This is a genomic window from Streptomyces sp. NPDC091972 (genome assembly GCF_044756385.1).
GTDB lineage: Bacteria > Actinomycetota > Actinomycetes > Streptomycetales > Streptomycetaceae > Streptomyces.
In genome coordinates, this window is record NZ_JBIVSV010000013.1 from 41,855 (window position 1) to 67,036 (window position 25,182).

General features: G+C 71.8%; 17 protein-coding genes. 7 read left to right on the top strand and 10 right to left on the bottom strand.

Annotated elements, in window-relative coordinates:
- Positions 1 to 113: 113 nt before the first annotated feature.
- From ACIQJT_RS31910 to ACIQJT_RS31920, 3 genes are read right to left on the bottom strand one after another with little or no spacing between them, the layout of a single operon-like run.
- Entirely contained in the window at positions 114 to 929 is an 816-nt protein-coding gene (locus ACIQJT_RS31910) for an AMP-binding protein (protein ID WP_402649477.1), read from the bottom strand.
- A gap of 5 nt (positions 930 to 934) precedes the next feature.
- On the bottom strand, positions 935 to 4,939 hold the full coding sequence (locus ACIQJT_RS31915; protein WP_402649323.1) for an amino acid adenylation domain-containing protein: 4,005 nt from the start codon (positions 4,937 to 4,939) through the stop codon (positions 935 to 937).
- The gene (locus ACIQJT_RS31920; RefSeq protein ID WP_053847875.1) at positions 4,936 to 5,124 is read right to left on the bottom strand and encodes an MbtH family NRPS accessory protein; all 189 of its coding nucleotides are present in this window, start codon (positions 5,122 to 5,124) and stop codon (positions 4,936 to 4,938) included. Before ACIQJT_RS31920 ends, ACIQJT_RS31915 begins: the two co-directional genes overlap by 4 nt.
- A gap of 300 nt (positions 5,125 to 5,424) precedes the next feature.
- On the opposite strand from ACIQJT_RS31920, the gene ACIQJT_RS31925 reads away from it, so the two are divergent.
- From ACIQJT_RS31925 to ACIQJT_RS31955, 7 genes are all read left to right on the top strand, one after another.
- Positions 5,425 to 6,744: a helix-turn-helix domain-containing protein gene (locus ACIQJT_RS31925; protein ID WP_402649324.1), complete on the top strand. Its 1,320-nt coding sequence runs from the start codon at positions 5,425 to 5,427 to the stop codon at positions 6,742 to 6,744.
- A 182-nt stretch (positions 6,745 to 6,926) separates the two neighbouring features.
- Positions 6,927 to 8,432 carry an argininosuccinate lyase gene (locus ACIQJT_RS31930; protein ID WP_402649325.1) on the top strand — a complete coding sequence of 502 codons (1,506 nt, stop codon included), beginning with the start codon at positions 6,927 to 6,929 and terminating at the stop codon, positions 8,430 to 8,432.
- A gap of 32 nt (positions 8,433 to 8,464) precedes the next feature.
- Positions 8,465 to 9,412 carry a kinase gene (locus ACIQJT_RS31935; protein WP_365461602.1) on the top strand — a complete coding sequence of 316 codons (948 nt, stop codon included), beginning with the start codon at positions 8,465 to 8,467 and terminating at the stop codon, positions 9,410 to 9,412.
- A gap of 14 nt (positions 9,413 to 9,426) precedes the next feature.
- Positions 9,427 to 11,682, top strand: a complete 2,256-nt coding sequence (locus ACIQJT_RS31940) for a pyridoxal-phosphate dependent enzyme (RefSeq protein ID WP_402649326.1) — start codon at positions 9,427 to 9,429, stop codon at positions 11,680 to 11,682.
- Positions 11,683 to 11,727: 45 nt separating this feature from the next.
- Positions 11,728 to 12,696: an ornithine carbamoyltransferase gene (locus ACIQJT_RS31945; protein WP_402649327.1), complete on the top strand. Its 969-nt coding sequence runs from the start codon at positions 11,728 to 11,730 to the stop codon at positions 12,694 to 12,696.
- Positions 12,696 to 14,483, top strand: a complete 1,788-nt coding sequence (locus tag ACIQJT_RS31950) for an amino acid adenylation domain-containing protein (RefSeq protein WP_402649478.1) — start codon at positions 12,696 to 12,698, stop codon at positions 14,481 to 14,483. Before ACIQJT_RS31945 ends, ACIQJT_RS31950 begins: the two co-directional genes overlap by 1 nt.
- Positions 14,480 to 15,766 (top strand): Zn-dependent hydrolase, encoded by a 1,287-nt coding sequence (locus ACIQJT_RS31955; RefSeq protein WP_402649328.1) that lies wholly within the window; start codon positions 14,480 to 14,482, stop codon positions 15,764 to 15,766. The genes ACIQJT_RS31950 and ACIQJT_RS31955 overlap by 4 nt, the downstream gene beginning before the upstream one ends.
- 86 nt (positions 15,767 to 15,852) lie before the next feature.
- Here ACIQJT_RS31955 and ACIQJT_RS31960 read toward each other — a convergent pair whose 3' ends face one another.
- The 7 genes from ACIQJT_RS31960 to ACIQJT_RS31990 form a co-directional block, all read right to left on the bottom strand.
- Positions 15,853 to 16,668, bottom strand: a complete 816-nt coding sequence (locus ACIQJT_RS31960; protein ID WP_402649329.1) for an HAD-IA family hydrolase — start codon at positions 16,666 to 16,668, stop codon at positions 15,853 to 15,855.
- Complete coding sequence (locus ACIQJT_RS31965) at positions 16,665 to 17,507, bottom strand: class II fructose-bisphosphate aldolase (protein ID WP_402649330.1); 843 nt, start codon at positions 17,505 to 17,507, stop codon at positions 16,665 to 16,667. The genes ACIQJT_RS31960 and ACIQJT_RS31965 overlap by 4 nt, the downstream gene beginning before the upstream one ends.
- Before the next feature lie 97 nt (positions 17,508 to 17,604).
- Entirely contained in the window at positions 17,605 to 18,852 is a 1,248-nt protein-coding gene (locus ACIQJT_RS31970; protein ID WP_402649331.1) for an acetyl-CoA carboxylase biotin carboxylase subunit family protein, read from the bottom strand.
- Between the two features lie 147 nt (positions 18,853 to 18,999).
- Positions 19,000 to 20,031, bottom strand: a complete 1,032-nt coding sequence (locus ACIQJT_RS31975) for a GNAT family N-acetyltransferase (RefSeq protein WP_402649332.1) — start codon at positions 20,029 to 20,031, stop codon at positions 19,000 to 19,002.
- The gene (locus ACIQJT_RS31980) at positions 20,028 to 21,890 is read right to left on the bottom strand and encodes a DUF4910 domain-containing protein (RefSeq protein ID WP_402649333.1); all 1,863 of its coding nucleotides are present in this window, start codon (positions 21,888 to 21,890) and stop codon (positions 20,028 to 20,030) included. The genes ACIQJT_RS31975 and ACIQJT_RS31980 overlap by 4 nt, the downstream gene beginning before the upstream one ends.
- 106 nt (positions 21,891 to 21,996) lie before the next feature.
- Entirely contained in the window at positions 21,997 to 23,952 is a 1,956-nt protein-coding gene (locus ACIQJT_RS31985; RefSeq protein WP_402649334.1) for an aminotransferase class I/II-fold pyridoxal phosphate-dependent enzyme, read from the bottom strand.
- Positions 23,949 to 25,169, bottom strand: coding sequence for a hypothetical protein (locus ACIQJT_RS31990; RefSeq protein ID WP_402649335.1), 1,221 nt, complete (start codon positions 25,167 to 25,169; stop codon positions 23,949 to 23,951). The genes ACIQJT_RS31985 and ACIQJT_RS31990 overlap by 4 nt, the downstream gene beginning before the upstream one ends.
- Positions 25,170 to 25,182: the final 13 nt, after the last annotated feature.

The window sequence follows — 25,182 nt, forward strand, 5'->3', positions numbered from 1 at the left end:
CGCCGCCCCCCCGTGGGGGCCCCCACCCCGCCGCCCTGCCGCGGCCGCCCCCCCCCCCCCCCCGCCCCCCCCGGGGGGGGGGGCCGCCGCCCCCCCCCCCCCCCACCGCCGTGTCACGCTCGTGTCCTTGCCGGCCCGGACCCGCCGACGACGTGCAACGAACAGCCGTGCCGCCCCAGTTGCTCGGCGAACCGTGCGGCCACCTGGGGAGGCGGCACCGCGCCGGTGCACAGGACATGCCTGAGCCACGGCGGCGGCAGCAGCCCGTGCACCCGCTGGAAGTCCATGAACTCCTCGAGCGCGTCCAGCGGGAGCACCATCACGGTGGCACGGTTGCGCTGGCAGGCCAGCAGCCGGGCCATGGGATCCCGGGCCTCCTGCGCGACCACGGCCGCGCCCGCGCACAGAGGCCAGAACATCTCGAGCACCGCCTCGGGCGAGCCGACCGCCGCCGAGTGCAGCATCGTGTCACCCGGCGTCAGCGGGCAGACCAGTTGGGCCTCGAAGATCTGCGCCAGCCACTGTCCGTGCCGGGACACCACCATGGACGCGGAGCCCGCCCGTTCGTCCGGGGCGGGCGCTGCCGCCGTGTCGTCCCGGTCGGTGAAGCAGGCCGTGGCCCGGGCCGACGCAAGAATCCGGTCCACGCGCTCGGGCGGGGTCGCCGCATCGATGGGCAGTGCCGCCGCGCCGCTTTCCAGGACCGCGAGCGTCGCCGCCACGAACCGGGGGCCGCGCGGCAGACACACGCCCACCGGTGCCTGCGCCGGGTTGCCGAGCGCGGTCAGCCGCCGCGCCAGACTGTGCGAACTGTGCAGCAGTTCCCGGTAGGTGAACTGCTCCATGGGCGAGCGGACCGCCAGCCGCCCCAGGGCCCGTTCGCCCTGGCGGCCGACCAGCTCGTGCACGGGACTGACGTCCAGGGTCATCGCGGTCACGACGCGGGCCCGCCCGCCACCGCGATCGGCAGGAACCCGCTCACCGCCCGGGCGACCTCGGTGGCGAACGGCGGCCTGAGCATGTCGAAGTGGCCGCCGGACACGCTCGCCCGGTGCACCGCGCCGGTTGCCAGGGACTCCCAGCGGGCCGAATGCGCGTCCTCGGCGGAGGTCACCAGGCAGAGGTCGCCGTCGTGGGGGCCGGGGCGGTAGGCGCCGAGTCGCGCACACTGTCGCTGCCACACCCGCAGGACCTCGCGGGGGAACCGGTCGGGCGTGCGGCACGACGCCGGGTCCACCCCCATGGTCTCGACGAGGCCGGAGCGGACGATCGCCTGGAAGGCCTCCTCCCGGCGCCGGCCCGTGGCCTGGTGCAACCGTGCGCTCATCCGGGCCAGTTCACGCTCCTGCTCCCGCCAGCCCGCCGGGTCCTCCGGCGCGCACGGATCGAGCAGGACCAGCCCGGCCACGCCATGGCCCAGGGCGGCCAACTGACGGCAGGTCTCAAGGGCCACGGGCGCCCCTGCCGACCAGCCGGCGACGACCACCGCCTCGTCCACGGCTCCCGTGATCTCGCGCGCGTAACGGGAGCTCAGCAGTTCCACCGTGCTCTCGTCGTCGCCGCCGTCGCCGTGCAACGAGGCGAGCGTCAGCCCGTACACCGGCTGTGCCGACGGCAGTTCGGCGACCAGATGCCGGTAGCAGAACACCGTGCCGCCGACCGGATGGACCAGCACCAACGGGACACCCCCGCCCGCGGCCCCCTGGATCCTTGCCAGGCTGCGGGGCCGGGACACGTCCGGGGTCCCGGACCCGCCGGGCCGTCGGCGCTCGGCGTCGATCACTGCCGACAACGCCGCGAGGGTGGGGGAGCGCAGGACCTCCTCGAAGGGGACGGGGCGGTCGTAGCGGGCGCGCAGCCGCTCCAGCAGCGCGAGCACCAGGAGAGAGTCGCCGCCCAGAGCGAAGAAGTCGTCGGCCGCCCCGATGTCCTCCGCCGGGATGCCGAGCAGTTCGGACCAGAGGGCGGCCAGCTCGACAGCCGTTTCGCCGGCCGAGCGGGCGGGGGGCCCGTCTGCGCCCGATCCCTGCCATGCCGGCGGCGGCAACGCGGCCCGGTCCGTCTTGCCGTTCTCATTGAGCGGCAGCGCGTCCAGCCAGGTGATCACCGAGGGCACCAGGTACGGCGGCAGCACTTCGCTCAGTGACGCGCGGAGCTCCGCCGCGGACGGCCGCTCGGAGGTACGGGGGACCGCGTAGGCGGCCAACGCGAGCTGACCCGAGGGGGCGCGCACTGCGACCACCACGGCTCGCCGCACCGCCGGATGCGCGGCCACCGCGCTCTCCACCTCCGCCGGTTCCACCCGGTATCCGCGGATCTTGACCTGCTGGTCGGCTCGGCCGAGGAACTCCACCTCGCCGTCCGCGTTCCAGCGGCCCAGATCTCCCGTCCGGTACATACGGGCGCCCGGCGGACCGTACGGATCAGGCAGGAACCGGCTCGCCGTCACCGCGGGCAGACCGGCGTACCCCCGCACCACGCAGTCGCCGCCGATGTAGATCTCGCCGGTCACGCCGGTCGGCACCCGGTTGAAGGAGGCGTCCAGGACATGGAGCGTGGTGCGGGGGATGGGCAGACCGATGGGCAGGTCACCGGCCCCGTCGGCGTCCTCCGGCGCGACCTCGTGCACGCTGTTGGCCACGGACGCCTCGGTCGGGCCGTACTCGTTGAGCACCGGCGTGTGCGGGTCGAGCGCACGCCACGCGCCGAGCGCCGAGCGGGGAAACGCATCGGCGCCGACCACCAGCAGCCGGGCCAGGCCCTTCGCCCGGTGCGCGGGCAGTTGGCGGGTCAGCACCTCGAGATGGCCCGGGGTCAGCTTGACGAACGCGAACGGCCCGGCCGCACTGAGGACCTCGCCGAGTTCGGAGGGCGGCACGGACTCGGGAACGACCGTGACGGTCTGGCCCACCAGCAGCGGCGCGAACAGGTTCGGCACGATCATGTCGAAGGCGATCGACGAGAACAGCGGCGCCCCGCCGGTGCGGTCGCCGACGTACCGGTCGACGCACCACATCAGGAAGTTGACCAGACCCCGGTGCTCCACGAGGACGCCTTTGGGCGTTCCGGTGGAACCGGACGTGTAGATGACGTAGCACAGGTTGCGCGGATCGGCCGGCACCGGGGCCGGTCCGCCGGGGGCGGCCTGTTCGTCCACCAGCATGACCGCGGACGACAGTTCGGAGGCGGAATCCGCCAGGACAGGCTCGGTCAGGACGACGGCGGATCCACTGTCCCGCACGAGATGGCGCAGCCGGGGCAGCGGGAAGGCCGGATCCAGCGGTACGTACGCCGCGCCCGCCTTGGCGACCCCGAGCAGTGCGGCCACCAGGTGCGCGGAACGGTGCATGTACACCGCGACCCGGGTCTCGGGACCCACCCCGCGTGCGGCGAGCGCCCGGGCGATCCGGTCGGCCCGCGCGTCCAGTTCCGCATAGGTCAGCGCGGCCGTTCCGTCCCCGCCGGCCTCGCGCACGGCGACCTGGTCCGGAGTGCGCCGTGCCTGCCGCTCGAAGAGTTCGTGCAGACAGGCGTCCGGGAGCTCGCCGGGTCCGCCGTCCGACAGCTCCTCGAACCGGGCCAGCTCGCCGGAGGTGAGCACCGGAACCCGGTGCAGCCGCAGATCCGGCCCACCGCGTGCGGCGTCGGTGACCGCCCCCAGGACCGTGCGCAGCCGGGTCCCCACCTCCTCGGCCGTACGGCTGTCGCAGGCCGAGGTCCGGTAGGTCAGCGTGCCCTCGAGCCCCGTGCCGCACGGTGCCAGCGCGAGGTCCAGGTCGCTCTTCGGGGTGGTGAAGCCGACCGGCCAGGGCTCGGCGTCGGTGCCCGTCAGTCGCAACGCCTCGGCCGGCTCGTAGTCCACCTCGAAGAGGACGTTGAACAGCGGGTTGGCCGCCGCCGACCTGGTCGTGCGCCGGACGTCGCGGAGCACGGTCTCGAAGGGGGTGTGCCGGTGCTCCAGAACGTCGAGGAAGCGCTGGGCGTTGCGGTCGACGAGGTCGGCGAAGGCGGGGTCTCCGTCCAACTCGCCCCGCAGCACGACGGTGTTGAACAGCGGGCCCACGACCCGCTCGGCCTCGGCGCCGTCCCGCTGCGAGACGGTGGTGCCCACCGCCACGTCGTGGGTGCCGCACAGTCGGCCCAGCACGGTCTGGAACGCGCTCAGCAGCACCACGAAGCGCGTGGTGCACAGCCGCCCGGCCAAGGCGTCGACCCGGGCGAGCAGATCCTCGTCGAGAACGAACCTGGTTTGCGCGCCGGGCCGCACGGTACCCGGCGTCGGCTCCACGGAGTTGCCGGGCAGCTCCAACAGGCGTACTCCCGACAGCTCTTGGCGCCAGAACGACAGGTCAGCCGCACGTCCGGGACCGTCCGTGCCGCGGGCGCCGCGCAGGTACTCCCAGTAGGCCGGGCGGGACGGGGCGGGCTCCGGGTCCCTGGCGTCTGGACGGCACAGACACGCGTAGGTCTCCGCCAGTTCTCTCAGCAGCAGTCGAAGCGACCAGCCGTCGCAGACGGAGTGATGGAGGTCGAGGTGCACGACGTGATCGTGAGGGCCGAGCCGTATCACGCCGGCTCGCAGCAGTGGCGGGCGGGACATGTCGAACGGCACGGCGGCAGCGGTCTCCACCCGGCGCCGGGCGTCCCCCAGGGCCGCCGCTTCCGGACTGCGGCCGAGATCGACCACCTCCAGCGGCACACTGGCGTCGGGAACGGTCTCGACGACGAGCGTCCCGGCCCGCTCGACGAAGCGCGCGCGCAGGATCGGGGTGCGGCTCGTGAGCGCCGACACCGCGGCCTGGAGAGCCCCCACGTCGAGCGGGCCGGTCAGCCGGCTCGCCGTCGAGACGTTGAACGCCGGGCTCCTCGGAGCCAGCCGGGAGGCCAGCCACATGCCCTGCTGGATGACCGACGCCGGCTCACAGGCCGGGGCCGTCACCGCTGTCCCTCCGCGCGGGCCATCCGCTCACGCAGGTCACGGGGCCGCATGTCGGTCCATGTCGCGTCGATGTGGCGCAGACACTCCTGTTCGTCTCCGCGCGTGCCCTCGGCCCGCCAGCCGTCCGGCAGTTCGAGCTCGGCGGGCCATATCGCGTACTGGTCCTGGTCGTTGGCCACCACCATGAACACGGAATCTCCTTGGAATGAGGCGGACCGCGTCAGCGTAGGAACCCGGTGGCCGCGACCGCGGCACTCCGGACCGGCAGTCGACCGGCACCTTGGCCCGCCGCCCGGTTTCGGCCTTGATCCCGATTTCGCTGCTATGGACACCGACCAGGACCGTGAGAAGAATGAAAGAAGCCTTTCGAAAGGGGGCCGAGCACCGGTTCGGCCGGGACAACGATGTCCCTCGGCCGTGGCCCACCCATCGTCTCGCCGATCACATGTGCACGAGGAAATCCGAACAACCAACGGAGGTTGTGAATGGGACCCGAAGGAATCGGCACCCTGGTCCGCAGGTTCCGCTGCCAGGCGCGCCTGACCCAGTACGAGTTATCCGAGATCAGCACGGTCAGCGTACGGGCGATCAGGGATCTGGAGAACGGACGGGTGGAACGCCCCCGGCAGGAGACCGTGCGGCTCATCGCCAACGGACTGCACCTGGGGGAGTCCCAGCGCCTGGTGCTCCACGCGGCATGCGGAGGAAGCGCCAAGGAGGCCGCCGCCAAACTGATCAGCGACGCCGCCCCGATCGAACCACCCGCTCGCATCAACGGCCTGTCCGGTCGCGAGGCCGAGGTGCAGGCCGTGGTCGAAGCCATGACACGCGACCACAACCGCTGGATCACCATCACCGGTCTCAACGGTGTCGGAAAGACGAGCGTGGCCCTCGACGTCGCGCACACTCTCCACAAGCTCCACGCGTACTCGACGCTGTGGGTCTCACTCGACGCTCCCGGCCCGCACCCGGACGGCTCCGACCGGTTCCGGGTGGACAGCGCGGTGGTGGCCGAGGTCTCGCGGATCGGTGAGCACCTCATGGGCGACGAATTCGACGCCCGTCAGCTCGTCCAGATGATCGGCCAGCGGCGCACCCTGCTCGTCCTCGACGGATGCGACCTGAAGCGGATCGGCGCCGACCGCGTGCTGGCGCTGCTCGCGGGCTGCCACGGCCTGCGGGTCCTGGTGACGACCCGCGACAGCGGCGCCACCCCCGGCGAGCACCTGCTGCCCCTCGAACCGCTCGACGTGCCGGCGTGCGAGACGAACCCGCCCCCCAGAGCCGAGCACCACCCCGCCGTCCAACTGATGCTCTCGCACATCCGCCGTCTTCAGCCACGGGCTGCGGACACCTCCGCCGCGACGGTCGGTCATCTCGTCGGTGTCTGCCGCGCCCTCGACTGCATTCCCGCGGCCCTCAAACTCGGAGCGGAGTGGGGTCTCGTCCTGTCCCCGGTACAGCTCCTGGAACGTGCCCGGCGGGACCCGCTGTCCCTGCTGATCTCGCCGACCGTGGGCGGTGCCGGACCGGCGCTGCGGCAGACCCTGGAACAGTCGGTGCGCACCGTCACCGCCACCGACCGACAACTGCTGGGCCTACTCGCCCCGTTGCGTACCGGTTGGACCGTCCAGGACGTCGCCAGGCTCGCCGGCATCGACGAACCGGACTCCGCACGGCGGGTCTGGGGACTGCTCGTCCGCGGCCTGATCCGGCGCGTCGACGGCTCGGCCGGCTCACAGTTCCGCGTCCTGAACCTCGTCGCCCGCCTCTTCGAGATGCAGGAGCCGGAAACCGTCCACTGACGACAGCCGCGGGCGCGTCCCGGGCACGAGCGACGGCAGTCTGCGCCGGATGCGACCGGCAGGCAGACTGCCGCGTTCTTGCCCTCCATGCTGCCGCCCGCGCCGCCGGCGCCCGGTGATGCTTGGTGCCCGCAACCGATCGGGCAGGCGACGGCTGTCGCCAGGCAGGAGCACTCGCGACGATGCGACCCAGCGAGAACGCGGCGGGCCCCCTGAGCGGCCGCGTCCGGAACACACCCAGCCGACTCCTGCACGACGAGGTGCTCGGCCCCCAGTTCCGGTACGAGGCCGAACACCTCCTCCCCTGGTACGTCCTCATCGAGAAGGTGCTCCTCGTCGAGTACCACCGAATGGAACTCGTCGAGGCCGCCGACCGCACGGCCATCGCCGCGATCCTGCACCGCACCACGCCGCAGACACTGGTCGCCGACCCCGCGGCCAACCTGTCGGACCTGGCCCTGGCGCTGGAGCGGCACGTGGAACGGCATCTGCCGCGGCGCGTGGTGCACTGGCACGTCGACCGCAGCCGCAACGATCTCCAGGCCTGCGCACAACTGCTGCACGGGCGCGAGACACTCGCCCGAACCGCGCAGGCCCTGCTGGAGACGGCCGAGGCCGCCCTCGACCTCGGGGAGCGCACCGCAGAACTGCCGATGCCCGGCTACACCCAGTACCAGGCCGCCCAGATCATCAGCCCCGGCTTCTACCTCACCGCCGTCGTCGAGCAGACCCTCCACACCGTGGAGCGGCTCCTGTTCACCCACGACGTCAACAACCGGTCTCCGCTGGGCGCGGGGGCCATGGCCGGCCAGGAACTGCCGTGGGACCGGGAGCGCATGGCCCGTCTGATCGGCTGCACCTCGGCGGTGCCGCACGCGCTCACCGCGGTGGCCTCACGGGGCTGGCGCGTCGAGACGGCCGCCGAACTGTCCACCTACGCGGTGGCCCTCAGCCGGTTCGTCACCGATCTGATGGCCTGGGGGAGCAGTGAGCTCGGCTTCGTCGACCTGCCCGACGAGTTCTGCGGGATCTCCGCGGCCATGCCGCAGAAGAGGAACTTTCCCGTCCTCGAACGCATCCGGGGCCGTGCCGCACACGTGGCGAGCGCCCATCTCGACCTGGTGATCGGGCAGCGCGGTGTGCCCTACACCAACATGATCGAGGCGTCGAAGGAGGCCGGTGGCTTCCGGCACTCCGCCGTCGAGGAGATGGCCTCGGCTCTGCGGCTGTTCACGGCGGTGCTGCGGCATCTCGACTTCCGGGCCGACCGGATGCGCGCCGCCTGCGAGCGGGACTTCCTGGGCGGCTTCACCCTCGCCAACCTGCTGACGCTGCGGGCCGCCGTGCCCTGGCGGACCGCGCAGGTCGTCGCCGGGGAGTACATCACTTCGGCACTGGAGAAGGGACTGCCCCCGGGCCGTACGGAACCGGCACTGCTGCGCGAGGCCGCCTTGCGGCACGGACACCACGTCGAGGCCCCGGACGCGCTGCTGGCCGAGTCCTTCGACGTGGACCACGGACTGCGGAACAAGACCACCCCTGGCTCCGCCCACCCCGACGCGGTGCGCGCGCTGCTCACCGACCAGCGCGCGCACGCCCGCCGGCTGGCGGACACCTGGGAGAGCCGCCGGGCCACGGTCCGGGCCGGCCTGACGGAGACGGACCGTCTGCTCGGTCTCAGCGGCTGACAGCACTCCGAACGAGAGGGACGCCCACACACATGCGCACCCACGAGTCCGCTATCGAAAGAACACTGGACGGCGGGCTGGGCATCAGCCGCGCCTTCGGCACATTCGGCGAACTGCTCCAAGGAGTGCTGCCGGACAACGGCCTGGACTTCCTGGTGACCCTGCCGATCGATCTGTGGTCCACCGCCCGCTTCGACGTGGGCCCGGCCGACTGCCCCGTCACGGTGCGACCTGCGCACAAACGCAAGTCCTTGACCCTGGCCCGGATGCTGCTGGCCCGGCACGGCATCGACCGCGGTGGCACGCTGACCATCCACAGCGCCCTGCCGGAGGGCAAGGGGCTCGCCAGCTCGTCTGCGGACCTGGTGGCCGCCTGCCGGGCGATCTGCTCCGCCTTCGGCATCCCCCTGGCCAACAGCACGATCGAGGACCTGCTGCGCGCCATCGAGCCCACCGACGGGGTGATGTACCCGGGTTCCGTCGCCTTCTACCACCGGCAGGCGCGACTGCGCGAGCACCTGGGCCAGCCGCCCCCGCTGACCATCGTCGGCGTCGACGAGGGTGGTGCCGTACCCACCATCGCCTTCAACCGGATCCCCAAACCGTTCGGCCCCGCCGACAAACGTGAGTACGGCCGGCTCCTCGACACCCTGGTCCGTGCGCTGCGCGAGCGAGACCTGGTGACCATGGGGGAGGTCGCCACGCGCAGCGCGGTGATGAACCAGCGGCTGCGTCCGAAGCGGATGCTCGACGAGATGTGCCGCATCAGCCGGACCGCCGGGGCGCTGGGCGTGGTGGCGGCCCACAGCGGCACGGTTCTGGGAATCCTGCTCGCCGAGGAGGACCCGGAGTACGAGAACCGGCTGGCCCGGGTCAGGGACGCCTGCCGCGAACTCGCCGGCCACACCGCCCTCTACCACTCACTGGTCGATGAGGGCCCGCCCCACTCACCGCCCGTCGACCGATCGGGGAACCTGTGATCTTCAGCAGCGTCGTGGACGCAATCGGACACACACCTGTCGTCAGGCTCCGCCACGAGGGCCCCGGCGACGTGGAAATCTACGCCAAACTGGAACTGCAGAACCTCTTCGGGATGAAGGACCGGGTCGCCAAACAAGCCATTCTGGAAGCCCGCCGCACCGGCGAACTGAGTCCCGGCGCACCTGTCATCGAGAGCTCGTCCGGGACCATGGCCCTCGGCGTCGCCCTGGTGGGCACCTCCCTCGGCCATCCCGTCCACATCGTCACCGACCCGCGCATCGACCCGATCACCCTGGCCAAACTGCGGGCCCTGGGCTGCGCGGTCCACATCGTCGAGGCGATGTCCGCCGCCGGCTGGCAGAGCGCCCGGCTCGAACGCCTCGCGCAACTGATGGACGAACTGCCGGGCGCGTTCTGCCCCCAGCAGTACCAGAACCCGGACAACCCGCTGGCCTACCGCGCCCTGGCGGCCGAACTCCTGGAGGATCTGGGCTCCTTGGACACCGTCGTCGGGTCCGTCGGCAGCGGCGGCTCCTTGTGCGGCACCTCCCGCGTCCTGCGCCGGAGCCTGCCGGGGCTGCGCGTGGTGGGCGTCGACTGTGTGGGCAGCGTCCTGTTCGACCAGCCCGACCGTCCTCGGCGGCTGCAGAGCGGACTCGGCAACAGCCTGCACCCCGCCAACCTCGACAGCACCCTCATCGACGAGGTGCACTGGCTCAACGACCACGAGGCCTTCGCCGCCACCCGGGACCTGGCACGGGAGCAGAACGTCTTCGGCGGCAACACCTCGGGCTCCGTCTACCAGGTCTTGCGGCACCTGGCCGCACAGGCGTCGCCCGGCAGCCGGATCGTCGGCATCTTCCCCGACCGCGGCGACCGCTACACCGGGACCGTCTACGACGACGAGCACTGGCGCGGCGCCGACCTCACCTCCCAGCCCCGGCGGCGCACACCCGTCCGCGTCCCCTACGGCCAGGAGGTCACGGCCTGGTCCTGCGCGGAGCTCCGACGCCGCCAGGAACCACGCAAGCTGATCTTCGTCGAGTCGAACACCACCGGGACCGGCATGCTCGCCCTCGACAAGGCCAGGGAACTCGGCCTCGAACCGCTCTTCCTGACCGCGGACCCGGAGCGCTACCAGGGCCTCGCCGAACGCGCCTGCGAGACGGTCCGCTGCGACACCAACTCCCTCAGCGCGGTGCGCCGCACGCTCAGGAACACCATCCGCCGGGAGGACTGCGCCGGCGTGACGACCACCAGCGAGTTCTACCTGCCGCTCGTCGCCGAGCTGGCCCGGTGGCTGGCACTGCCGGGCAACCCGCCCGAGGTGGCCGCCCTGTGCCGGGACAAGGCGCGGGTACGGCGGGCACTCGCCGACGCGGGCCTGTGCCGCACCCGGTTCGCGACCGCGGACCGCCCCGAGGATGTCGCCGAAGCGGTACGCCGGGTCGGACTGCCCTGTGTGGTGAAACCGGTCGACGACTCCGGATCCGTCGACGTGGTGCGGTGCGCGAGCGCCGACCGAGCCGAGGCCGCCGCCCGGTCCGTGCTCGGCCGTACGTTCAATGTGCGGGGGCAGCGGGTCGCTTCTACCGCGCTGATCGAGGAGTACCTGGACGGACCCGAGTACAGCGTGGAGATGTTCGGCACCGGCGACGAGACGATCTGCGTGGGCATCACCGAGAAACACGTCACCGACGGACCGCACTTCGTCGAGTACCGGCACGTCTTCCCCGCGGTGCTGCCGCCGGCCCTCGCCGCCCGGATCGAGACCGTGGTGTCCGCCGCGCTGGCCGCCGTCGGCTTTCGGCACGGCGCCTCCCACACCGAGGTACGGGTGCACGACGACGACGTGTCCGTGATCGAGATCAACGGCAGGCCCGCCGGCGGCATGATTCCCGAACTCGTCCGGCTCTCCTCCGGCACCGATCTGCTGGCCGAGCAACTCGGCGCGGCCGCCGGACTGTCCGTGAAACCGAGGGCCGACCAGGAGTCCTGGGCCGGAGTCCAGTTCCTCACCGCCGACCGCGACGGAGTGCTCGGCGGCTTCGACGGTCTGGAGGAGGCCGGGCACCTGCCCGGCGTCACCCACGTGGTGCCGACGGCCCAGCCGGGACGCACGGTGTGCACACCGCGTCAGGCCTACGACCGGCTCGGCTATGTCATCGCCCAGGGCCCGACCCGGGCCGACGTCATCGAGACCTTGGACAGGGCGTCCGGGCTGATCCGGATCAGGCTCACCGATCCCGTCCGTCCCGGGGCCGCGTAGTTACGCCCCGCCCTGACCCGCCCGCACAGAGGAGGCCGATCAACCATGCGCCATCTGATCTCGCTCACCGACCTCGGCCCGGACGACCTGGCGCACCTCGTACGCCGCGCCGTCCGGCTCGCAGAACGGACCGAACCGCCCGCCCCCGGACCCGAGCGCACCCTGGACCGCCGCCGGGTCGGCATCTACTTCCGCAAGTCGTCCACCAGGACACGCACCGCCTTCTGGAGCGCGGCGGTCGCCCTCGGGGCCGACGCCATCGCCTTCGGCCCCGACGACCTCCAGATCAGCACGGGCGAAACCCTCCAGGACACCGCCAAGACGCTGAGCCGCTACCTCGACGCCCTGGTCGTCCGCACCAACGAGGACGTACAGGAGCTCCGGGACCTGGCCGCGGCCGGCGACCTGGCCGTCGTCAACGCGCTCACCCTCGATGAGCATCCCACTCAGGCGGTCGCCGACCTCACCACGCTCGCAGAGCACTTCGGCGAGCTGTCCGGCCGCCATGTGCTGTGCGTCGGCGAGGGCAACAGCTCCGCCCGCGCCCTGGCCCTGGCCGCGGCACTCACCCCCGGCCTGCGTCTCACCCTGCTCTGCCCCGAGGGCTACACGGTGCCCGACGAACACCTCAAGCTGCTCGACGAGATCGGCGACGGCTCCCTCGTGACCCAGGAGACCGAACCGGCCCGGGTGAGCGGACCCGTGGACGCCGTCTACACCAGCCGCTGGCGCACGATGGGGGTCCCCAAGGAGGACCCCGACTGGATCCGCGCCTTCGACGGCTTCCGCATCGACGACGCCTTCCTCGACCGGGTGGGCGGACCGGACACCGTCTTCCTGCACGACCTGCCCGCGGTGCGCGGCCAGGAGGTCACCGACGAGGTGCTCGACGGGCCCCGCAGCCTGGCCTGGCGGCAGGCCTTCCACAAGATGACCGCCGCCATGGCCGTCCTCGAGTGGTGTCTGCTCGACGGCGCTCCCGGCGCCCGGGACGAGGGGGGCGGCACGCCGTGATGGTCCCCGTTACCTCCCGTACGGCCGGGACGGTCGACGGACTCGTCGTACGGCAGGCCACCCGCACACCTGACGCGGTGGCGGTGACCCACGTCGGCCAGGAACTGACCTACGCCGAACTCGTCTCCCGCGCCGGGGAGCTGGCGCACCGGCTCACCGCGCGGGAGGTGCGGCCCGGTGACGTGGTGGCCCTCCTCATGGACCGCTCGGTGTCCTTCGTCGTCTCGGCGCTCGCGGTGCTCATGGCGGGCGGCGCCTACCTGCCCCTCGACCGCCGTCACCCGCAGGACCGCCTGCGCTGGATGGTCGAGGACGCCGGTGCCGTCCTGCTCCTCACGGACGGTCCCGCCGCGGTGATCGACTGGGCCGGGGAGACTCCCGTCGAGGAGCTCGGCCCGACCTCCGGTCCGGTCCCGGCACCGCGACGGCTGCCCGACCCTCCCGCGCACCCCGAGCACCTGGCGTACGTGATGTACACCTCCGGCTCCACCGGCACACCCAAAGGCGTGGCCAACACCCACCGCAACATCGTGGACTTCGTGACCGACCCGTGCTGGGACCCGGAGCGGCAGGCGCGCGTGTTGGCCTACTCCCCGCTGGGCTTCGACTCCTCCACCTACGAGCTGTGGGTGCCCCTGGTCCAGGGCGGCAGGGCCGTGGTGTGGAGCCCGGAGCACTTCGACGTCGCCGAGCTGAAGCACGTGATCGCCCGGAACGGGGTGACCGCCGCGTACTTCACCACGGCGCTGTTCGACACCATCGCGCACGAGGACCCGACGGCACTCGCACCGCTGCGGGACGTCACGACCGGCGGCGACGTGCTGTCCGTCAGCGCGCTCCGCCGGGTGCGCGAGCACTGTCCCCGCACCACCGTCGTGCACGCCTACGGCCCCACCGAGACCACCGTCTTCTGCAGCCTCCAGCCGTTCGCCCCGGACTTCCGCGGAGCGCTCCGGCTCCATCTCGGCACCCCTATGCGCCACACGGGCCTGTACGTCCTGGACGACACCCTGCGTCCGGTGCCACCGGGCGGCACGGGCGAGCTGTACGTCAGCGGATCCCATCTGGCCCGCGGCTACGTGGGACGGCCCGGACTCACGGCCCAGCGCTTCCTGCCCGATCCGCAGGGCGCGCCGGGCAGCCGGATGTACCGCACCGGCGACCTGGCACGCCGTGAGTCCGACGGCACCCTCACCTTCGCCGGCCGAGTCGACCGGCAGGTGAAACTGCGGGGCTTCCGGATCGAGCCGGCCGAGATCGAGGCCGCTCTCGTCGCCCTCCCCGAGGTGGCCCGCGCCGCGGTCGCCCTGCGCGAGGACCTGCCGGGCGGACGCGGACTCGCCGCCTACCTGGTACCGAGGGACCAGACACGCCAGGCCGTCGACGTCGACGAGGTGAGGCGGCACCTGTCCCGGCTGCTGCCGCCGTACATGGTGCCCTCCGCGTTCACCGTCCTGCGCGAACTGCCCCTGACCGTCCACGGCAAGGTGGACCACCCGGCGCTGCCCCGCCCGGCCGCTCCGGCGGAGCAGGGCCCGGCCCCCCGCACCCCGCTGGAGGAGAAGCTGTGCGGGCTGTTCGCCGAGATCCTCCAGTGCCCGCCCGTCGGCGTCGACGACAACTTCTTCCAGCTCGGCGGCCAGTCGCTGCTCGCCATCCGGCTCGGCGCCCGTATCCGGGAGACGACCGACCACGCGGTGACGATCCGTGATCTGTTCCGGTATCCGACCGTCGCCCGGCTGGCCGCCCACCTGACCTCAGACACCGCAGCCAACCGGGAGACATGATGGCCCTGCTCGACTCGCCCCTGCGCGCCGGCCCGATCCACGTCGACGGCGACCGCCTGACGGACCGCCTGGGACAGCTGCGCACGTTCGGCGGCACGACCGACGGCGGTGTCACCCGGCCCGCTTTCACCCCGGACGACCTGCGCGCCCGGGAGACCACCGCCGGCTACCTGCGCGAGGCCGGCCTGCGGGTCCGGGTGGACGAGGCCGCCAACCTCATCGGCACCGCGCCCGGCCGGCGCCCCGAACTCGGCGCCCTGGTCCTCGGCTCCCACCTGGACACCGTCCGGGGCGGCGGGGCCTACGACGGGGCGTACGGCGTGATGGCGGCCGTCGAGGTGGTGCAGAGCCTGCGCGACCGGCGCGTGGAGCTCGAACACCCCTTGGCCGTCATCGCGTTCGCCAACGAGGAGGGGACCCCCGACACCTCGCCCATGTTCGGCTCCCGGGCGGTGGCCGGACTGGTCGACGAGCGGGAACTGAACGCACGCACCGCGGACGGCCGCCCCTTCTCCGAGACCCTGGACGCCGCGGGCGGCGACAGCGCCCGGATAGGGCGTGCCCGCTGGCCGCACGGGTCGATCGCCGCCTTCCTGGAGGCCCACATCGAGCAGGGCCCGATCCTGGAGCGCGAGGGCGCCCGGATCGGTGTCGTGGAGGGCATCAGCGGACGTCAGACCGTTGAACTGGTGGTGCGGGGAGCGGCCGGCCACGGCGGAACGACACCGATGGACGCCCGCCGTGACGCCCTGGTCGCGGCCGCGCAGGCCGTGCTGGGCGTTCGCGAGCTGGCCGGGCCGTCGGGGGTGGTGCGGGTGGCCACCGTCGGCCAGTGCCGGGTGGTGCCGGGCGCCTGGAACGTCATCCCCGGCGAGGCACGCCTCCAGATCGATCTGCGGGACCTGGACGGTGCGGCCATCGACGAGGGACTGGCCCGCCTGCGCGCCCTGTCGGACCGTATCGCCGCCGACACCGGTACGACGATCACCCTTTCCCCGCAGCAGAGGGTCACGCCCACGCGGTGCGACGAGCGGTTGCGGAAACTGGCCGCCGACGCCGCGGACTCCCTCGGCCACGCGCACCGCAGCCTGCCCAGCGGGGCCGGGCACGACGCGCAATGGATGTCCCGGGTGGCGCCGAGCGGCATGGTCTTCGTACCGAGCCGGGGCGGGGTCAGCCACGTGCCCGAGGAGTACACCGCGCCCGAGGACCTGGTCGCGGGCGCCGACGTACTGTTGAACGTCGTGCTGGCAGGCGACCGGGAGTTCCGCCCGGAGGGCTGAACACGGCACATGACGGACGGGTGCCGGGGCTCTGCGCCCCGGCACCCGTCCGTCATGCCTGTCTGCGTCCGGGCCGCCCGCTGCCGTCAGCGCAACAGCGACCGCACGTCAGGGCGGGCCGCGCCGGCCGTCTCGCTCAGCCGCCGCAACGCCTCCAGAGTCAGATAGGGGGGGTTGCCGTGCGAGGCCCGGCCGCCCAGCGCGACCTCCGGCGGCAGGCCGGGGTCGCCCAGCCCACTGATCACCAGCGCGGCCTCGGAGAAGTCGTCGTGGACGGTGAGCCTGGTGGGCGTCACCACACAGGTCATGCCGGATGCCCTGGCCGACAGCAGGCCGTTGCGCGTGTCCTCGATCACGACACAGCGCTCCGGGCGCACGCCGATCGCCGTGGCCGCGGCGTCGAACACGTCGGGCGCCGGCTTCTTGCGCCGTACGGATTCGCCGGTGATCAGGGTGAGCCGGGACGCGAGTTCCGCCCCGAGCGCGGCCTCGACCAGTGTGCGCACCGAGTCCCGGGCTCCCGCTGAGGCGACGGCCACCCGCCACCCGGCCCGCAGCGCGTCCTCGGCCAGGCGGCGCACGCCCGGCCGAGGCGTGACGTTCCCGGCCTTGAGCGACTCCACGTATATCTGCGTCTTGCGCCGATGCCAGGCGGCGATGAGCCGTTGCCACTCGGCCGGGTCGGCCGGGACGTCGAAGACCGCGCGGAAACGTGGATCGTCCCGCAACAGGTTGAGGCGTTCCCTGCCCCCCGACACCCGCAGCGCGCGCTGGTACTCGGCGTCGCTCCAACGCCACGGAATACCGAGCTCCGCCCACACCTGGTTGAAGGCACGCAGATGCCTCTGGATCTCGACGTCCACGATGACGCCGTCACAGTCGAAGATCAGCCCGCGTTTCATCGGCTCTGCCCCGCACTGCCGAGCACCTCGGCGTAGTGGCGGCACAACGCACCGATCCGGCCGTGCGCTGTGCTCACCAGGTCGAGCGGTTCGGTGCGGGAGGCCCGGACGAACGCGTGCACGGCCGCCACGTACGTCTCCTTCAGCACGGACGAGAGATTGACCTTCGTCACGCCGCTGTCGACAGCTTTGCGCAGACACGCGTCGGACAACCCGCTGCCGCCGTGCAGGACCACCGGCACCCGCGCGGAGAGCTCTCGTGCCCGCCCGTAGTCGACGGCGGGTTCCTCGGTGTGCATGCCGTGCCGGGTGCCGAGATCGGGACTGAAGCAGTGGACGCCTGTCCTGTCGAGAAAGGAGAGGGTGCTGTGGTGCTGCGCCGCGGTGTCCTCGGCGGTGTTGACACTCGGGTCGTCGACGCGCCTGATGCGCTCGAATTCCCCCTCGATCGCGGCTCCCCGCCTCCCGGCCTCCTCGACGACACGCCGGGTGGCCCGCACCCCTTCCTCGTAGGGAAGATGCGAGCTGTCGAAGAGGGCGGAATGCCAGCCGACGTCGAGGCAGGAAAGGAGAAACGCCGGCTCTCCGCAGTGGTCGAGATGCAGAACGGCCGTCGTGCCGTGCAGTTTCCTCTTGGCCTCGAACGTGGCTCGGAGGAAATTCGGAGTCCAGAACTTCGCCGTACGCACCGACACCTGCACGACGACCGGAGAACGGGCGAGGGCGGCTGACGAGAGCACGGAATCCATGCTCAGTTCGTCGACGACATTGAACGCGGGAAGGGCGTATCCGCCCGATGAGGCATTGTCGAGCAACTCACGCAGCCATGCGACCGGCATGTCTCTCTTCTCTTCGTCGGTGAAGCCGAACGCGGTGAGCGGCACGGACGCGCCTGCGTTTCCTGCACACGTCGGCCACGGGTGCGGTACGCGGATGTCAGTCGTAGTCGATCCAGTCGATGCACTCGATCTCCGCTACGAGGTCCGCGAGTCGGTCATGGGTCGCGGCGGTGCCCAGCACCGCGGCCACACCGCCGTCCGTACCGTCGCGCCAGTCGGCGCTCGCGCCGGGACGGGTCGTGATGGTGACGCGCTCGACCTCGGGCCGCTCACGCAAGGCGAACAGACCCTCCCGGACCTCGCGCACGCGGTGGGCGGTCACCGGGGGCATCACCAGGTAGTGGAAGGCGACGGCGTCGGCGGATCGCGCGGCCGCCGGGGCAGGCGGCCTGCCCAGCGCGGCCCTGACGGCCGTGTCGGCGGGGTCCGCGGTGGCCGAGCGGACAGCCAGGTCATCGACCCACCCGCCGAGCCGGCCGTTGACCTCGATCACCCGGGGGCCGGCGGGCGTCAGCTTCAGCTCGACGTCGGCGATGCCGGTGCGGATGCCGAGCGCGCCGACCGCACGGCAGGCGAGATCCTGTGCGGCGGTCAGCTCGGCCTGCGGCACCGTCGAGGCCTGTCCGTAGCCGCCGCGCTCGCGATACGGCTCGGCCAGGGCGAACTTGCTGGTGACGAAGAGCGGCCGGACCTCCTCGCCGTCGGCCACACAGTCAACCGCCAGGTAGTCGCCCCAGGGGGCGTCGACCGGGCGCCCGACGAGGAGTTCCTCCACGATGGCGGTCCGGGGCGGCGACGCCGTGCCGTCGAGGATGCGGGCGACGGCGTCCGCGCATTGCGCCTCGGTGGTGACCGAGACCGTGTGCTTGCTCGCGGCGCCGGTGGTCGGCTTGACGATCGCGGGCAGACCGACCCGGTCGAGTGCCGCGCCGATCTCCTCCACCCGGGTCACCTCGTGGAAACGGACCGACTCGACACCCTTCTCGGCAAGTCTCCTGCGCTGGAGGTCCTTTCTGGTGATGGCCCCGACGTCGGCGAGCGAGTGATAGGGAAGCTCCAGGAGATGTGCCAGCCGCGCGGTCGGCACGATCATTCCCTCGCTGAACGTGACAATGCCGGAGGGTTTGAAAGGCTCCAGTGCCTCCAGGATTTCCGAGTCGTCGAAGCCCGTGGTGTCGATGACCGACCCGACCATTTCCAGCGCGGGTGTCATTTCCCGGGCATGTTCCGAGCCGGTGGTGACGAACACGACATCGGACTCGTTCTGCTCGGCGGCCTCGGCCAGCCGGACGGGAGAAAGGCTGCCGTAGTCATAAGTGACCAGTAATGATGCATCCTTTGGCATACACCCACCTCAAGGTCGGTACGTACGCATCGCATTAAAGGATGAGGTACGCAGCCGTCGTGGGCGGCAGTCCGCACGGCAGATGGGTCGGCAGATGGGAAGGGGGACGGCGGAGCGGTGTGGGCGACCCCGTGCAGAGGTCGAGGTTCACTCAGGGGCTATGCAGGCGTACAGCGGCAGCGGCCGCATGCCGTGGCGTTCCTTCATCGGCCGGTTGCTCCGGCCCCCCTCCACCCATTGCTTGCCCGCCTCGATGGCGGCGCGGATCTCGGTGGCCCACAGCAGGTAGTTGGGGCTGAAGCTGTGGACGGTGGCGTCACTGGTCCCGCCCACCCACATGTGCAGGCGCTGGCCGTCCAGCAGGACCACCGCAGCCGCCAGTGTCCGTTCGGGCACGTCGACGCGCACGACACGGGCATGGTCGCCGAGCGCCATGACGAAGTCGATGAAGGCGCTCTCGGGATACATGTCGGCGCTGCCGTACTTGGCCGCCGTGCGGCGTGTGAGATCGCAGACGGTGCGCAGGAAGTCCGGCCGGGGGGATTCGACGGACGTCGTGACCCCGGCATCGGCCGCGCGCCGCATGTACTGGCGGATCGTGCGACGCGTCCTGGGTCCCAGGGGCGAGAGATAGTCGTCGTACGTCGCCACACCCTGGAGCGGGAGTTGGAAGCGGGTCACGATCGGGGTCACCCGCCACCCCTTGCGGCGGGCCGCGCCGAGCAGCGGGTCGCCTTCCGCGACGCTGACGAGACCGGTGGCTCGCGCGCCGTCCCGGTTCCCCAGCTCCACCAAGGCGTCCAGCATCGCCGCGAGTACCCGGTCGCGGTGTTCCGCGTTCGTCGCGAGCACCGGGACACGTGTGTCGTAGCAGTACCAGTTGTGTCCGAGGAGCGCGGTGCCGTTCGCTTCCGGGATGCCGACAGCCTGGAGGAAGCCGTACGGGTCGCCCTGTTTGTCGAGGTAGCACGGCAGCACGGCGACGATCCGCCCGGCGTCGACGGCCGTCAGATAGCGGACGGCGGCGTACGGGCTGAGCGGACTGTCCTGGTAGGCCCGCAAGTACGCAGGAGAGTAGTGGACGGGGGCGCCGGCCGAGGCCACCACCCGCTGCCACTGTGCGGTGTCGAGGCTCTCGACGGACTCGCAGACCTCGACCCGGACTTGAGCCGTGCTCATGGCGTGCTCCCCTCGTGCGTCCGTCCCGCTCCCGTGGCCGCCGCGCCGTCCGCCCCGAGCACGGCTGCGCCGCCCTCCTCGATCCACCCGGCCGTGGCCATCGCCGTCAGAAAGCGTTCCCCGAAGCCCGCTGTTCTCGGGCGGACACCGGAGTCCAGTTCAGCGACGCGCATCGCGGTCGCGGCGTCGGCGTTGCCGTCGATGCTTTGAGCGAGGGCCATCGCGGCGGCATAGCAGCCGCCGCGGTCCGCGGTCAGCTCTTGCAGGAGCCACCGGCGGTCCGTCTCCGTCATGGCTGCCATCAGCGCTCGAAGGTTGAAAGGGCCGGGCCAGTTCCTGCGCAGGGCCGGGCCGCGAGGTGCCGGCGGTCGCGGTTCCGCGGGGCCGTCGTCCAAGGCGGACGACAGAGTGCGGTGCAGCCCGGCAAGGAGTTCCGCCTGTCTGTCGAGGAGGCGCGGGCTCGCGCCGAGGGGGCGCAGCGTGGGCAGGGCGTCCCGGCCGTAGTGCCAGCGCCGGGTGAGCCGGGTGACGGCCCACGGTTCACAGTCCGGCCCGTCGGCGGGCGGCAGGCAGGCGGTCATACGCCGGGCCGTCCAGCGGGTCAGGAGCCGGGCGAGGAGGTCGGCGTCCCGTTCGTCGGCCGTCGCCACGACGGCGGCCGCGGACGCCGCGATCGCTGCGGACCTTCGCAGTTCCTGCGGATCGACCTTGTCGATCGAGTCGGCACCGGAGTGGTTGAACCGGTCGGGCCAGTGCCCCAGTTGGACGGCGGGGCAGCCGATCGCCCGGTCGGCGAGGATCGCGTGGTCGGAGGCGCCGACGAAGGGTGTCGTACGCCAGGCCCAGGTGTCGCAGCCGACGGCACCGCTGTAGGAACGCGCGGCGGGCGGAAGGGCTCGCACGCAGGCCTCGACCAGTGCGTTGGCGTAGTGCGGCAGGTACTCGGGGCCGTACTCGACGATCAGCGGGCCGCCACAGCGGCGCTGGTCCTCACCCACCATGTCGAGGTTGACCGCCATCGCGGGGAGCTGTCGGACGCCTTCCTCGACCGCCTGGTGGACGTATGCGGCCAGGCCCACGAACTCGGGTGCCCATACGAACCGGACGGGACGACGCAGTGGCCGCGCCGCCAGCACGCGCCCGGCCGCCAGTGCCGCGGCGACACCCGAGGCGTTGTCGTTGGCCCCCGGGGCCGGATGGCACAGGTGGGCGCTGAGCAGACACGCGTCGCCTGCTTCCACCCGGCCGGACGGCGTACGGGCGACCACGACCGGCATGCGCCGGGGAGCGGTGTCGACATCGACGAGCACCTGGGCCCGCGTGCCTCGCCGGTGCGCACGCAGGAGTTCGCCCAACTGCGCCGGGAGCACACTGAAGCCGAACAGGGAGCTGCCGCCGGGCAGTTCGACGCGCCCCGACTGCTCGATGCCGTCGGGGCGGGCCGTCACGCAGAACCCGGATGCCTTCTCGGCCTGCATCCGGGTGAACAGCTCGGTGCCGAGGTCGGCCGCCGATCCGACGAGGACGAGCGCGCCCGGCGGCCAGCGGGAATCCTGCGGCACCGCGAGCGGCACCTCGCCCTCCGCGGCCGCCGAGTTCGCGGCGAGGGCATAGGGCTGTGCCGGGTAACTGACAACCGGGGGAGCGCCGTTGAGCGACAGATGCGCGGCGCGTGGTGTCCAGGAGGAGGGGGCGGTGTACGTCCACCACGCGGTTCTGCCGTCCGCGGGCAGACTGAGCACCTCGATGTCGGCGAGCCCCACGCGCTCCGCCTCGCCCGCGACGAAGTCGGCCGCGTCGGCGATTCCCGCCGATCCCTGGTAGCGGTCCCATCCGGCGAGCCGGGCCACCCACTCCATTGCCTCGACGGCGTCGATCGCAGCGTGTATGCCCCCGACCAGACCGCTCAGGCCGCCTGGACCACTGAGGCTGTTCGAAGGGCCCGGGGAGCTCGCACCACTGAGGTCACGCATGTTGTCCGCTCCGGGTGAAAGCCGCGCGGAAGGCCGTCAGTCGAGCGTCCGACAGTGGAACGGCGATCTTGAAGATCCTGCCGTTGTTTTCCGTGTCCGACAGCTCTCGATCCGCAGCACCCGCATCCCCCTGGTGACGTCTTCCCAACTGCCTTCCTGTGCCGGGCGCTTCCTGCCCCGGTACCTCTTTGACGCGCAGCCCGAGCCGTTCGAGCAGGGCTCTGACCGCGTCGTGCGCCGGTGCGGTCACCCAGGGAAGGCAGGCAGCTCCCTCCGTCACCGCGAGGCCCGCCTCGCGCAGCAGCGCGGTGACTTCCGGTTTCACCTCGGCGATCCTGGCCCGCAGCCCGGCGAAGATGTCGCCCTGCGCCAGCAGGCGGAGGGCGACGGTCAGCCCGAAGCTGTTCGCGCCCAACGGTGGCAGAACGTCCCGCAGCCGCCGGGTCAGCGCGGGCGCGGCGACCGCGAACCCGACCCGGAGTCCGCCGCAGCAGTAGCCCTTGGACATGCTGCGCAGGACGATCAGGTTGTCGTGCTCGGCGACCGCGGGGACACAACTGGCGTCCGGCCCGGCGTAGACGGCGTAGGCCTCGTCGAGGACCACCGTCGTGCCGCGTGCGCGGGCGGCCCGAGCGATCTCGTCCAGCGTCTCTCTGCCGTACAGGTCCCCGGCGATCGTCGGGCGGTCGAGCACGAGGACCGAGGGAGCGTGCCGGTCGAGGTCGGCCGTCAGATTCCCGATCCGGGTCGCGAACGCCTCGCTGCCCAGGCGCGCGGCCCAGCGTGGCAGGTCGGGGTGCCCGCCGCTCAGGTGCAGCACGGGACCCGGCTGCGCCAGGGCCGCGCACGCGTGCAGCAGGCCGGTGGCTCCGGTGCCGGCTGTGACCGTGTCCGGGCGCAGTTCGAGGCCGAAGTGTTCGGAGAGCACCGGCGCGGCCTGTGCGGCGGCGTAGGGGTCGGTCACGTGATAGGCCCGTGCGGTGCCGGAGGCGACCCCTCGGAAGGCGCGGTCGACCGAGGGCTGGACGAAGTCGATCTCGTCGGGCGACCAGCGCAGGTCCACGAGATCCCCGGGAACGACCGCGTCCGCCGGCCCCGGTGCCGCAGGTTCCGTGCGCCTTCGGGCGGGGGGCTCTTCCCACCTGTTGATCGCGGTGGTGTCCGCGGCCTCGGGGTTGCGGGCCACGAACTGCACGTAGCGCGTCGTGAGTGCGGCTTGGCGGCCGATGGTGAAGTCGGCGTCGGCGCGCTCGATCTCGAACCCGGCGCGGATCAGCAGGTCCCGTACCTCGGCGGGCTGGTAGAGCCGCACGTCATCGCGGATGACGACCGGTTCCGCGGCACCCCGCCGCACCTCGATCGAACCGGTGCTGCGGCCGCGCACCACGCGGTAGTCACGGCGGAATACGGCCAGCAACCCCTCGGTCTCGAAGGTGGCTTCGGGTACGTAGTGGCTCGCGATCGTCAGGACGTTGGAATGGTCGAGCACGAGGAGCCCGCCGGGGACGAGCGCCCGGCGGGCCTCCCGGAGCAGCCTCAACTGCTGGGCGTCACTGCCCCAGCCGAAGGACTGCACACAGACCATCGCGTCGAACTCTCCCACCGGCCAGCTCTGTTCACGCAGCAGGTCGAGGTGCAGCCACTCCACCTCCACTCCGGCCGCGGCCGCCGATCGCGCGGCCTGCCGCAGAGCCCACTCGCCCACGTCGGCACCGGTGACGCGGAATCCACGCCCTGCCAGGGCCACCGCATGCCGGCCCGTACCGCAGCCCAGGTCGAGGACGCGTCGGCCCGGGGCCGACGCGTCGAGGACCTCAGCCAGGTAGTCGGCCTCCGCAGCCGTGCGCTCGGCGGTGTACTCGTGGGCCGCCACCGCCCAGAACTCCTCACCGAAGAAGTCCTGGTACCAGGGACGGTGTGCGTCGCCGCCCTGTGCCCCAGGGGTCATACGGCGTCCGCCCGCAGCGCCTCCTGCCGGTGGAGGAAGCCGCAGACGTCGCAGAGGCCGGCGGGGTTGGGCATGCCCTCCATGAGGAGGTACCTGCCCTCGCAGACCCGGCACACGTCGTCCACCACCGGCAGCAGGCTGCGCTGCACGTTCTCGAAGGCGTTGAACAGGTAGTAGTCGATGCCCGGCCAGAGGTCGTACAGGTGGTCGGCCATCGCATAGGCCAGGGAGCGTTCGTCGGAGCCGGTGGTGAAGCGGCCCGGGGCGCCCTGCCGGTTGAGCTCCGGCGCGACGAGTTCGAGGTAGAGGGTCAGTTCCTTCTTGGTGATCCGGTAGAGCGGGAAGACGTACCGCAGATCGCCCAGTTCCCGGACGGGAATGCCGCCCATCCGATAGCCGGTGGTGAACCAGGTGACCATGCTGGCCACCAGGTCGTCGGCGTTGAAACCGAAGGCGACGACCGAGGCTCCGGCGCGGGCGGCCTCCCGCTCCAGCATGCGGCGCAGCACCTGGTGACCGATCACCATGTTCATGTTGCGGTGCTCGCCGGCGACGACTCTGTTCATCACGTCGACGAACGGCTCGCGCAGTTTGAAGAGTTCGGCCACGTCGTCGGCGGTCACGATCGTGTGGTCCAGGCCGAGTCCCTCGCAGGCGTCCAGGGCGATCTGGAACGTCGCCGGCTCGTCCCAGTCGGGCAGGCCGGTGATGGTGACGGCGGTCAGGTCCGTCTCGGGCCAGCGGCCCCGTGTGCGTTCGAGCAGTTTGAGGTAGGCGACACTGTCCCGGCCGCCGGACAGCCCGATGACGGCGCGGTCCCCGGCCCGCATGGTGCCACCGGCAACGATGCTCTGGACGAAGGTCTCCTCGACGTACTGCACGAACGTCTCGGCGGTGAGCTGCTCGGTGCGGCGTTCCAGGGTTCCGCCGTGGTCGAACAGGACGGACTTGGAGTACACGGGATCCGGCGCGGCGTAGACCTGCTCCTTGGGCTTGCGCAGCACGTCGAGGTCGTAGTGGCGCACCTGCCGGACCTCGACGACCTCGTCGGCCTCGACGACGACGGCGGATTCGGGGATCACCGTCCCGTTCCGGTAACAGAGCACCGCGTTGGCCGGGATGCCGTGCAGCCGCAGGACATCGAGGAGCTTCTGACCCGGTACTGCGTGCAGGGTTTCCGAACCACCGGTCTTGTTGCGGAACACGACCGTGCTCACGGTATCTCCTGTT